Source organism: Pseudomonadota bacterium (genome assembly GCA_018817425.1).
GTDB lineage: Bacteria > Desulfobacterota > Desulfobacteria > Desulfobacterales > RPRI01 > RPRI01.
Map to the genome: position 1 here is coordinate 98,355 of JAHITX010000096.1, position 11,832 is coordinate 110,186.

The window sequence follows — 11,832 nt, forward strand, 5'->3', positions numbered from 1 at the left end:
GGTTCATGAAAGGTCTGTTGAAAAAGGCTGCTGGAATTATTGATTTTATAAGAGAAGATGTATGGAGAATACGTATAAAGGATCTTAACATTATAAAGCGTTTTATTCTCAAAGGATTAAGAATCATCATTATCGCAGCAAAAGAATTTGTTTATGACAAATGTCCGCTTCGAGCCTCCGCCCTTACTTATTACTCGCTTCTTTCCGTAGTTCCGGTTGCAGCAATGGCATTTGCTATTGCCAAGGGATTCAGATTACAAAAACTTCTTGAAGAACAGCTTATGGAAAAGTTTTCCGGTCAGGAAGTAATGGTAATGCAGATATTGGAATTCTCCAATAATATGCTTAAAAATACCAAGGGTGGAGTTATAGCCGGTGTGGGTGTGGTAGTACTTCTATGGGCTGTTATAAATGTTTTAAGTCAGATAGAAGACACCTTTAATGATATCTCAGGAGTTAAAAAGTCTCGTTCTTTTGGAAGAAAATTCAGTGATTATCTTTCTTTATTTATGTTTGGTCCTCTTCTTTTAATCATGTCAAGCAGTGCAATGGTATTGATTTCTACAAATCTTCCACAGATAACACAAAAAATAGCTATACTGGGCATATTCACTCCGCTTGTTGCAATTACTATAAAAATGCTTCCATATTGTTTTATATGGGTACTTTTCACTTTTATTTATATCTTCATGCCTAATCAAAAGGTGCCTTTTGCTTCCGGTCTTATTGCAGGGATTGTTGCAGGAACAATTTTTGTTGTTATCCAAAAGTTTTATATATTTTTCCAGGTTGGAGTATCAAAATACAATACCATCTACGGCAGTTTTGCGGCGCTTCCCTTGTTCTTGCTATGGCTGCAGCTAAGCTGGTTTATAATGCTTTTCGGTGCCGAGATATCTTTTGCACACCAAAATGTAGATGCCTATGAGTTTGAGCCGGACAGAAAAAATATCAGTCCTTTATTCAGAAAACTATTAAGCCTGCAGATCAGCCATATGCTTGTAATGAATTTCATTCAGGGTGAAAAGCCCGTAACAGTTAACCAAATATGTAATACTCTCGATATCCCTATCCGGCTTGTTCAGGAAATTTTAAATGATCTTATTGCTTGCGGTCTGATATCTGATACTACTTCAGAAGGCAATTGCGGAACCGCTTATCAGCCTGCCCGCGATATAAACGACTTTTCCGTTTCTTTTATTATTAATGCTCTCGAAAATAACGGCATTGATACAATTCCAACTGCACGTACGGATTCCTTTAATTCTCTATCCAAAAGATTGAAAACTTTCGCTGAAACCATAGAAAAATCGCCATCAAACACTTTGCTGAAAAATATTTAATTCATGCGGTTTTTTTTGTAAAGCTCGTTAATTTTGTTTACTTGTACTAAGCTGGCAGGTATGTTATCAGGCCGTTGTCTGACAGGAATTTTTATTTTTATTGGAGACTAATATAAAAAATGGATACCGTTATTACCCGCTTTCCGCCAAGTCCTACAGGTTATTTGCATGTGGGCGGCGCCAGAACCGCTTTGTTTAACTGGCTTTATGCGCGTCATATGAAAGGGCGCTTTGTATTAAGAATCGAAGACACAGATGCCCAGCGCTCAACACAAGCTTCTGTTGATGCAATATTTGAAGCAATGGAATGGCTTGGCATTGACTGGGATGAAGGCCCCTACTTTCAATCTAAACGATTTGATATTTATCTGGAATATATACAAAAGCTGATTGACTCAAAGAATGCATACTATTGCACATGCTCGCCTGAAAAACTAGATGAAATGCGAGCGGCCGCTATGGCAAGCGGTAAAAAGCCTAAATATGACGGCACATGCAGGGATAAAGGCTTGGGGAAAACTGATAATGCCGTTGTCCGCATAAAGGCTCCTCTTGATGGTACAACTGTTGTGCGTGATGTCATAAAAAACAATATCGTTTTTCAGAACACTGAACTTGATGATTTTATAATCTGTAGAAGTGATGGAACTCCTACATACAATCTTGCTGTAGTTGTAGATGATATAACTATGTCCATTAATACTATAATCAGGGGCGATGACCATGTCAACAATACGCCAAAGCAGATAATTATATACAATGCTCTCGGGCATCCTCTGCCAACTTTCGGTCATGTTCCAATGGTGCTGGGAAGCGATAGAACCCGTTTGAGCAAACGGCATGGTGCCATGTCTGTAACCGAATACAAAGATATGGGATATTTGCCTGATGCTTTCATCAATTATATTGCAAGGCTTGGCTGGTCTTACGGCGATCAGGAATTTTTTGAAAGAGACGAGCTGATAGAAAAATTTTCGCTTGAAAATATAGGAAGATCGGCAGGGATTTTTGATATAAATAAGCTTCTTGCTTTAAATGCGGAGCATATAAAATTAGCCGAGCCCAAAAAAATTATAAGTCATCTTGCCCCGTTTCTAAATAATCTTGGGTTTGAAATCAAAGAAGTACCTTTTATAGAAGGTGTAATAAAAACGCTTAATGCCCGAAGCAAAACTTTAAAAGAAATGGCTGAAAGCGCAGAGTTTTATTTTCAGGATACGATTTCATATCAGCAGGATGCGGCCTCAAAATTTTTAACATCCGATTTTCTTGAAATTCTCAAAACACTTATTGCATTACTTGAGCCTCTTGGATCATTTGATGAAAAAAACCTTGAAAACGTTTTTCTTAAAGTTATGGAACAAACCGGGCTAAAACTCGGAAAAATTGCACAGCCGGTTCGAGTAGCTTTAACCGGAAAGACAATCAGCCCCGGAATTTTTGAAATCTTAAATGTTCTTGGAAAAGAGAAATCTCTTGAAAGGTTAAAAAGGGCAGCATTGTTTATTGAGAATAAAAAAAGCTGATTTTGTAACAATCTCCGGGAAAATTATCTTGACTATCATTTTCTCATTCAATAGTATTGGCACGCTTGTTACGCATTGAAGCAGGCTGAAGATTAAAGACATAAAACTAAATGGGGGATGGTCTAGCGGCAGGACGACGGGTTCTGGCCCCGTTAACCCAGGTTCGAATCCTGGTCCCCCAGCCATTTTTATTTTCTTCGTAAAAAATCCTGTAGAACACCTTTATTTTTCAGCAATTTGCTTTAGATATGAGTCTATAATTTTCCCCGAACCTGTTCCGCAGGTAAGTATGGTTCTCATAGCCTCTTCTACTGAAATATCAACGTGATAAACGAATTCACTTTTAAGATGATATATATAACCGGATGTAGGGTTTGGAGATGTCGGAATAAAGACTGTATAAATTCCATCCTTATGCGTATCTGTTATAAAACCTGTTAAGAGAGAGCTGTTTTCATAGATTCTCACAAGAACAACTTCAGAGAAAGGAAACTTTTTCCCTACTAACTGCATTACGGTTTCCTTGATAACAGAATAACCTGGTGCAACCCTGAGCATACGTTTCTCAAGACGTGTATGTATGTATTGCCCTGCTTTAGTTTTAACAATAACTCCAATAATGAAACAACTTATTATAATAAGAGCAATAATAAGCGCATCGGCAATAAACTGGCTGAGATGAGATTGCGTAACAACAAGACTTGTGATGGGCCGTATAATATCTGTAACCCAGACAAACAGCCATTTTGTTACCATCACGAAAATGAACATGGGAAGAATAACCGTAATTCCACCGATAAGAGATGTTTTAAAAAAGGATTTAAATCTTTCCATATTTATCTTTCTTGTTTGATTATTTCTATGATAAAGGCAGATCCTCACCTAAAGATCTTTTAAAAGTATAATCGATATTTTCACCTAAAAGAGCGTCATAAGCTTTATCTGTACTGTCATCGATCAGCGTAAACGGATAGGCAACAGCAAAAAGTATTGCTCCGACAGGAACAAGGACAATACCAATAGGTCTTGCGATCAAAAGGTCCAACGTATATTCGAGTGCATTCGGGCCTTTTTCTTCTGTAGCCGATTCGTTTTCCGTTGATGCAAAAGAAGCTGCCGGTATAATAATCAGACAGAAAATTATCAATGATATTGTTAATTTTTTGAAATTGTTAAACATGCTATCCTCCATATTTTCTAATATTTTTTCACCTTACTGGTTTCAATTTTTTTAAATCGAGAATGTAATTATAGCTATTACCAATATTAAACATCAACATGTTACTCAAACAACTCACGGTAATATGTAAAGCCATCTGTCAAAAAAGTCAATATTTTGGAAAACGCTATAAAGATAAAAGCATATTTAAATTATGGAATTAAGAATTAAGTCCGCAATAAAAAAACAGGAATTTTCCGACTATTTTTTCTAATATAGCAGCAATGATTTTTTATTTGGTGGGAAAAGAGATTAACATCTTCCGTGCTTTACAATCAAATAAATATCTTCTTCATTAATTTTGAATATTGCCATCATAATTCTTTATTATGTCTTTATTCTTTTCAGCCTTCTTTTTTTTCAGTCTTCTTTAGTTTCGGCTTTTTCTTTTTAAGACATACTCTGTCTTTTCTAACAAAAGCACACAGCTTGGGGTTGTAATATTCTTTACAATTTAACGGATTATATAGTGGGCATTCAGGATGTTTTACCGACATAGCCTGTTTTTCCTTCTGAAAATTTTATTGTCTTGAATAAAAATAGTTTTTGTAAATAATAATTTTATCTTGCCTTGGAACTAATTTTTAGTTTAAAGTTTAATATCATAAAATATTAAACTTTACAAGCTATTACCTTAAATTAAATCGGAGGGTGTAAAATGGCCGGACTTGCCGTAAATGTAGATCATGTAGCCACACTCAGAAAAGCTAGAGAAAATGTAAGTTACCCTGCCCCGGTTTACGCAGCGGTGCTGGCTGAACTTGCCGGTGCTGACGGAATTGTAATTCATCTTAGAGAAGATCGGCGTCATATACAGGATAATGACTTAAAAATATTAAGAAATATAGTTCAGACAAAACTTATACTGGAAATGGCCGCTACTTCTGAAATGATAGAAATAGCTCTTAGTGTAAAACCTGATGTAGTTACATTTGTTCCGGAAAAACGTAGCGAATTAACAACAGAAGGAGGGCTTAATCTTTTAATTCACGCCAATGCAATTTCAGAATGTGTAGCAACTCTTCAAAATGCCGGAATCCCTGTCAGTATTTTTATCGACCCGGAACCCGAACAGGTTAAACTGGCACATAAAATCCATGCTTCTATGGTTGAACTTCATACCGGCTCTTTTGTTGAGGCTAAAACAAAGACAAAAAAAGAAAAAGTGCTTTCCGATATACGCAATTGCGCTATACTGGCAAATAAGCTGAAAATGAAAGTAAATGCAGGACATGGTTTATGTTATCAAAGCATAAAAGCCTTTAAGGGCATAAATGAAATCAGTGAATTCAGCATTGGCCACAGCATTATAGCAAGAGCCGTTATGGTTGGCATGGAAAGAGCCGTGAAAGATATGATAGCTCTTATTAAAGATTTAAGATGACAAATTGAGAACATTACAAAAGTTATGAAAGAATATACAATACATCCGTGTGCGGTGGGTATAAATGAAACAGACCAGGGAATTATGACCTACCTTCGTGACTATGGGAAAAGAATACTTCTTCCCGTTTATATGTTTTATATTAAAGGTGGAGATAAAAATATCATAGTCGATACTGGCCTGGAACAGTTTGTCGTATCGGAAGAAACCGAAAAAAAATGTGGATTCAAAGTATTAGAGTTTGAATCTGCGCTTGAATCTTTTAATCTTACACCTGAAGAGATTGATATAATAATTCATACCCATCTTCATAATGATCATTGCGAAAATGATTATAAATGTAAAAATGCCGTTGTATATGTGCAAAAAGCCGAACTGGACTTTTTCAAAAACCCTCATCCTATAGATCACAGATATTATCCTGATGTTCTCGATGATGTTAATGTCGTTGAAATAGAAGGAGATGTTAAAATAGAAGACGGAATTGAAGTAATTTTTTCACCAGGTCATACGGTAGGAGGACAGTCAGTTTCTATTAACACTGCAAAAGGAAGAGCTGTTATTACAGGCTTTTGCTGCAATGAAAAAAACTTTCCTGAAAAAGGGCCTGCAATATGTCCAGGTGTTCACATTGATGTTATTAAAGCCTATGAGTCTGCGCAGAAAATAAAAAATCTGGCTGATATTTTAATACCTCTTCATGATATTTCAATAGGAAGACAAAAACAGATTCCTTGAAAATATGCATGAAAGATATTTACCCAACTCTTAAATTTTGCTATATATTTTACACCTTGTAAAAAATATCGACAAAGACCGGCGTTTTTTTATTACTGCGTATTAATTGCTTGGTATATCATATTGATTAAATTGCATTTCAAGTTGTTATATTCTGCTAACCATGTCTTTTCCAGTGGCATATCATTTGCTTAAACATAATTAAAGTGCGTAATTTAATAATATTAAGGAGGATTAGATATGGAATTTAAAAAAATTTTATTCCCCATTGATTTTTCAGAAGCATCTCCAAAAATTGTTCCTTATGTAACAGAAATGGCAGATAAATTTAATTCTGAAATTCACGTTTTGTTTGTTGCACGAGCTTTTCAATATTTTACCAGCATATATGTGCCACATCCTTCCGTTGATCTTTTTGAAAGTGCTATTGTTGACGGAGGCAGGAAAAGTATTGAGGAATTTACAGAAAAATATTTCAAAGAGCCTGAAAAAATTAAAATTTCTATTGTAAATGGTGATGCAGCGGAAGAAATTATTAATTACATAAATGAAAAAGATATAGACCTGCTCATAATGGGTACTCATGGAAGAAAAGGTATCGATAAATTAATTTTTGGGTCTGTTGCCGAAAAAGTGACAAAAACCACACCAATTCCAATGATGTTGATAAAACCATATAAAGCAAAAAAAATGATAGATTAGTAACATAGGAGTTTAATCGTTATGGGCGTTGACAATCTGGATAAGATATTTCAACCCAAATCAATTGCAGTAATAGGTGCCAGTGAAAAAAAAGAAAGCGTGGGCTTTGCCATTATGAAAAATCTGATTAATGGCAAATACCAGGGGAACCTATACCCTGTTCATCCTTCGCATAAGGTTATGTGGGGGCTTAAAGCCTATCCTTCGATAGCTGATATTGATGCAGCGGTGGATCTTGCTGTTATAGCTATTCCAATTGCTTATACTCCGAAAATAGTAAACGCTTGTGCAAAATCAGGAGTAGGCGGTGCTGTAATTATTTCGGCAGGAGGTAAAGAAACCGGCCAAAAGGGAAAAGAAATTGAAAATGCCATAAAAAAAGAAGCTGAATCTTCCGGTATTCGTATAATAGGACCAAACTGCCTTGGAGTAGTGTGTACAAAATCGAATCTGAATGCCAGTTTTGCAGGTCAGATGCCTATAATGGGAAAAATGGCATTTATATCGCAAAGCGGGGCAATATGCTCGTCTGTTATGGATTTGTCGATAAAAGAGCAAATCGGATTCAGTTATTTTGTGAGCGTAGGCTCAATGCTCGATGTTGATTTCGGAGATATGATAGATTTTATCGGACAGGATCCGAATGTAGGCAGCATAGTTATGTATGTGGAGAATCTGACAAATATCAGATATCTCATGAGTGCTGCACGTGCGGTATCAAGAATTAAACCAATTATTGCACTAAAATCCGGTAGGACAAGAGCCGGAGCTGCTGCTGCTGCTTCTCACACCGGGGCGCTTGCAGGAGAAGATGATATTTATGATGCTGCATTTAAACGCGCAGGTATTGTACGTGTTAAGACTTTTGAAGAACTGTTTGACTGTGCTGAACTTCTTGCAAAAAAACCACATTCGTCAGGCCCGAACCTTGCAATAATTACTAATGCCGGAGGACTGGGAGTTATGGCAGTTGATGCACTTTCCGATTACGGAATGGAGCCCATAGCTCTTTCGGCAGAAACTATACAAAAACTCGATGAAGTACTTCCGCACTACTGGAGCCATTCAAATCCGATTGATTTAATCGGAGATGCCGACCATGATCGATACTTAAAAGCCGTTAAAATCTGTATCGATGCTCCCGAAATAGACGGTCTGCTGGTAATTCTTGTTCCACAGGGCTTGAATGATCCCGAAAATATTGCAAAAATGCTTGCGGATTTTCTTAAGAACAATCCTTTTCCCGTTTTTACTTCATGGCTTGGCGGTGCGGGTGTTGAAAAAGGCCGTCAGATATTAAATGATGCCGGCATTCCGACATTTGACACTCCCGAACGCGCTGTCAGAGCTTTCATGGATCTTGACAAGCATGCAAAAAACATAGAAATGCTTCAGGAAATACCTGCCAGGCTTCCCGGAAAGCTTAATTACAACCGGGAAACTGCAGCTATGATTATAAAAAGTGCAATAGAAAATAAACAGTTTCTTCTTAACGAAGTCGAAGCAAAGTCTTTACTTCTTTCTTATGGTATTCCGACTAATCAAACCGAATTGGTAAATTCAGCAAAAGAAGCTGTACAAAAAGCCAAAGAGATAGGATTTCCGGTTGCCATGAAAATCTGTTCAAAAGATGTTATACATAAAACTTCCGTAAATGGAATACGTCTTGGTTTAAACAGTGTATCGGATGTGGAAAAATCATATGAAAACATTTTATCCAGTTGTCTTTCATGCAAGCCCGAAGCAAAAATCGACGGTGTTACAATTCAGCCCATGCTGCAACGCCCGGATTTTGAGGTTATATTGGGAATAAAAAAAGACAGAGAATTCGGTCCGGTAATTCTTTTCGGAATGGGTGGTATAATGACCGAAGTTTTAAAAGACAGGGCAATAGCTTTTCCTCCGCTTAATCGGCTTCTTGCGAGAAGGCTTATGGAAGAAACCAAGGTTTACCGGGTTTTAAAAGGTCAGGCGGCTAATAATTCTTCAGATTTATATCTGCTTGAAGAGATTCTTATGCGTCTTGCCCAGCTTGCAGCAGATTTCCCTGAAATAGAAGAGCTGGATATAAACCCTATTTTTTTTGCAGAAAACTCGGCATGTGCCGTTGATGCGCGGGTCATTATAAAACCTGCTGAAACCAAAGCACCCATGCATCTTATAATAAGTCCATATCCGAACCAGCATGAAAGCCATATTACTATCGGTACAGATATCAGCTTGTTTGTAAGACCAATAAGACCTGAAGACGCCATTCTTTTAGAAGAGCTTTTTAAAACACTTTCCCCGCAAAGTATCTACTTCAGGTTTTTTGCGCCCATAAAATATATCTCTCCGACTATGCTGGCGAGATTTACACAGATCGACTATGACAGGGAAATTGCTCTTGTTGCTATTCTCGAGTCGGGAAATGACGAAAAAATTGTTGGTGTTGCGCGTGTTATTAGTCAACGAAACCCCAAACATGCTGAATTTGCAGTTCTTGTAGGCGATAATTGGCACGGGAAAGGGATCGGGGCCACTCTTTTAAGACGCTGTCTTAATATTGCAAAAGATCATGGTATTGAAAAGGTATGGGGAACCGTTCTTGCTGAAAATACGCAGATGCTGGCTATGGGTAAAAAACTGGGTTTTAAAATAGAAAGAGTTCCTGATGAAAATGAATACCAATTGATAATTGATCTTACAAAGCCATATGATATTATAAATAAATAATTTAATAGGGGAGATACTATGAAAAAAATAATCAAAGTACTTATTCCTGTTGACGGCTCCAAACAATCTCTTGCTGCAGTACGTTATGTTGGAAGTATTCTTAAACCCAAAAATATAAAAGTGGTTTTTTTTTATGTTGATTCGGAACTACCTGAATCTTTCTGGGATTTGGGGAAAAATCCTGATTTCCGTTCAAAATTAGCGCCTGTAAAAGCATGGGCAGCGCAGCGGAAACAACTCGTCAATGAAGCAATGAACAAAGCCACTAAAATTCTTATTAATGCCGGATTTCCGGCTGAAGCTTTGTCAATTATGATCCAGGGAAGAAAAGCCGGGATAGCCAGAGATATCTTGCAGGAAGCTAATAGCGGAGAATATAGAGCAGTTATAGCCGGGCGTACCGGAATCAGCAATGCTAAAGGAATTGTATTGGGAAGCGTGGCAAACAAACTGATCGGGAATTTAGTTAATATGCCGCTTGTGGTTATTGGAGGCAAGCCCAATGCAAAAAAATTTCTTATAGCATTTGACGGATCAAAAGGCTCTATGAAATGTGTTACAACTGTGGGCGCAATGCTTAATAACACTGATTCCGAGATAATGATATGCCATGTAATAAGATCTCTTGGCATTGAGCAGCAAAGTTTAAGTGAAATTTCCATTGCAAAGATAGAAAAAGACTGGAATGAAGCAAACATAAATAAAATTAAACCGGCTATGGAAGAAGCCAAAAAAAAACTTATTTCCGCAGGTATTGATCCATCAAGAATATCGGAAAAAATTCTTACAGATAGAGCAAGCAGGGCCGTCAGTATTATAGCGGAAGCAAAAGAGGGCGGTTATGGAACTATCGTGCTTGGAAGGCGCGGGCTTTCTGCAACTCAAGAGTATTTTATTGGAAGAGTAAGCAGAAAGATTTTGCATATGGCAAAAAAGTATGCCGTCTGGGTGGTAAATTAGAGTATAATACACATATATATCATTTATTTAATACAGTTTCTTGACAAAAAAAGCATCAGGATATAAAAATGTAATATGAATTTTAAAGAAAAGATGGTCTTATTCCTTGCAACCGGTTTTTATGTTGGGAATATTCCAAAAGCTCCCGGTACAGTTGGCACTATCGAGGGGCTTTTATTTTGCTTTTTTTTATCCAAAATGGCATTGTTTTATGTCATAATCTTTGTAGCCTTTTTCATTTTATTTTCAATCTGGATTTCAGATAGAGCCGAAAGGATATTGCAGGAAAAGGATTCCGGCAGTATTGTAATTGACGAAATAGCAGGAATTATGGTAACCCTTATAGGAATGCCATTTAATTTTATTACTGTAATTTCAGGTTTTTTTGTTTTTAGGTTGTTAGATATCATAAAACCGTTTCCAATTTGCTCAGTTGAAAAAAGGCTTTCAGGGGGATTTGGAATAGTAATGGATGACGTTGTAGCCGGGATAATTGGCAACTGTATTTTACGGGTAATATTTTATTCAACCGGTTTGATTTAACCTAAAAGAACTTAACAAACAGAAAAGGTATCTAATATAAATTGAAATCAAAGAATATTAAGACTGTAAGCAAAGACGAAGCTATAAAGAAAGAGACAAAAAAGAAGGGCGCTCTCAGGGAAAATATAGAGGCGATTATTATAGCCGTAATTCTTGCCATGTTTATAAGGACATTTGTTGTACAGGCTTTTAAGATTCCTTCGGGGTCGATGCAGGAAACGCTTCAGATAGGAGACCATATTCTCGTAAATAAATTCATATTCGGAGTTAAAATTCCTTTTTTAAGAACAACCCTGATAAATTTAAAAAAACCTAATAGATTTGATATCGTTGTCTTCAAGTTTCCCGAAGATCCCAGTAAAGATTTTATTAAAAGAGTTATTGGACTTGAGGGGGATATCGTTGAGATCCGCAATAAAAAAGTCTATATAAATAATGAGCCTATCAAAGATATTTATGGTCAGTTTACCGATCCTTTCCCTACAGGTGATAAGCCGAAAGACAATTTCGGGCCTGTTAAAGTGCCTCCTCATTCAATATTTGTTATGGGAGACAACAGGGATCACAGCTATGACAGCAGATGGTGGGGTTTCGTTGACCTGAAGGCTTTAGAGGGCAAGGCGATGATTATATACTGGTCCTGGGATGGGGACAATTTCGGAGTCAGGTGGAACAGGCTTGGAAAAATATTAAAATAAGGCA

Annotated in this window: 12 protein-coding genes and 1 tRNA gene; 10 read left to right on the forward strand and 3 right to left on the reverse strand. The window is 36.9% G+C overall.

Annotated elements, in window-relative coordinates; all coding sequences use genetic code 11:
• The first annotated feature begins 5 nt into the window (after window positions 1-5).
• From KKC46_16855 to KKC46_16865, 3 genes are all read left to right on the forward strand, one after another.
• A complete protein-coding gene (locus KKC46_16855) occupies window positions 6-1,343 on the forward strand; it encodes a YihY family inner membrane protein (protein ID MBU1055471.1) in 1,338 nt (445 codons plus the stop codon).
• Between the two features lie 119 nt (window positions 1,344-1,462).
• Window positions 1,463-2,869, forward strand: coding sequence for a glutamate--tRNA ligase (gene gltX / locus KKC46_16860; GenBank protein ID MBU1055472.1), 1,407 nt, complete (start codon window positions 1,463-1,465; stop codon window positions 2,867-2,869).
• Window positions 2,870-2,980: 111 nt separating this feature from the next.
• Window positions 2,981-3,054 (forward strand) — tRNA-Gln (locus KKC46_16865).
• A gap of 37 nt (window positions 3,055-3,091) precedes the next feature.
• Here KKC46_16865 and KKC46_16870 read toward each other — a convergent pair.
• From KKC46_16870 to KKC46_16880, 3 genes are all read right to left on the reverse strand, one after another.
• A complete protein-coding gene (locus KKC46_16870) occupies window positions 3,092-3,703 on the reverse strand; it encodes a DUF502 domain-containing protein (GenBank protein ID MBU1055473.1) in 612 nt (203 codons plus the stop codon).
• A 25-nt stretch (window positions 3,704-3,728) separates the two neighbouring features.
• Window positions 3,729-4,049: a hypothetical protein gene (locus KKC46_16875; GenBank protein MBU1055474.1), complete on the reverse strand. Its 321-nt coding sequence runs from the start codon at window positions 4,047-4,049 to the stop codon at window positions 3,729-3,731.
• 383 nt (window positions 4,050-4,432) lie between these two features.
• Window positions 4,433-4,585, reverse strand: coding sequence for a hypothetical protein (locus KKC46_16880; protein ID MBU1055475.1), 153 nt, complete (start codon window positions 4,583-4,585; stop codon window positions 4,433-4,435).
• Between the two features lie 161 nt (window positions 4,586-4,746).
• Here KKC46_16880 and KKC46_16885 point away from each other — a divergent pair, with 161 nt between their 5' ends.
• The 7 genes from KKC46_16885 (at window position 4,747) to lepB (ending at window position 11,828) form a co-directional block, all read left to right on the forward strand.
• Window positions 4,747-5,472 carry a pyridoxine 5'-phosphate synthase gene (locus KKC46_16885; protein MBU1055476.1) on the forward strand — a complete coding sequence of 242 codons (726 nt, stop codon included), beginning with the start codon at window positions 4,747-4,749 and terminating at the stop codon, window positions 5,470-5,472.
• A 24-nt stretch (window positions 5,473-5,496) separates the two neighbouring features.
• Complete coding sequence (locus KKC46_16890) at window positions 5,497-6,210, forward strand: N-acyl homoserine lactonase family protein (GenBank protein MBU1055477.1); 714 nt, start codon at window positions 5,497-5,499, stop codon at window positions 6,208-6,210.
• 240 nt (window positions 6,211-6,450) lie between these two features.
• Window positions 6,451-6,912 carry a universal stress protein gene (locus KKC46_16895; GenBank protein MBU1055478.1) on the forward strand — a complete coding sequence of 154 codons (462 nt, stop codon included), beginning with the start codon at window positions 6,451-6,453 and terminating at the stop codon, window positions 6,910-6,912.
• Between the two features lie 21 nt (window positions 6,913-6,933).
• Window positions 6,934-9,627, forward strand: a complete 2,694-nt coding sequence (locus tag KKC46_16900; protein MBU1055479.1) for a bifunctional acetate--CoA ligase family protein/GNAT family N-acetyltransferase — start codon at window positions 6,934-6,936, stop codon at window positions 9,625-9,627.
• A gap of 18 nt (window positions 9,628-9,645) precedes the next feature.
• Complete coding sequence (locus KKC46_16905) at window positions 9,646-10,587, forward strand: universal stress protein (protein ID MBU1055480.1); 942 nt, start codon at window positions 9,646-9,648, stop codon at window positions 10,585-10,587.
• A gap of 75 nt (window positions 10,588-10,662) precedes the next feature.
• Entirely contained in the window at window positions 10,663-11,130 is a 468-nt protein-coding gene (locus KKC46_16910) for a phosphatidylglycerophosphatase A (GenBank protein MBU1055481.1), read from the forward strand.
• Between the two features lie 158 nt (window positions 11,131-11,288).
• A complete protein-coding gene (gene lepB, locus KKC46_16915; protein MBU1055482.1) occupies window positions 11,289-11,828 on the forward strand; it encodes a signal peptidase I in 540 nt (179 codons plus the stop codon).
• The last annotated feature ends 4 nt before the right edge of the window (window positions 11,829-11,832 follow it).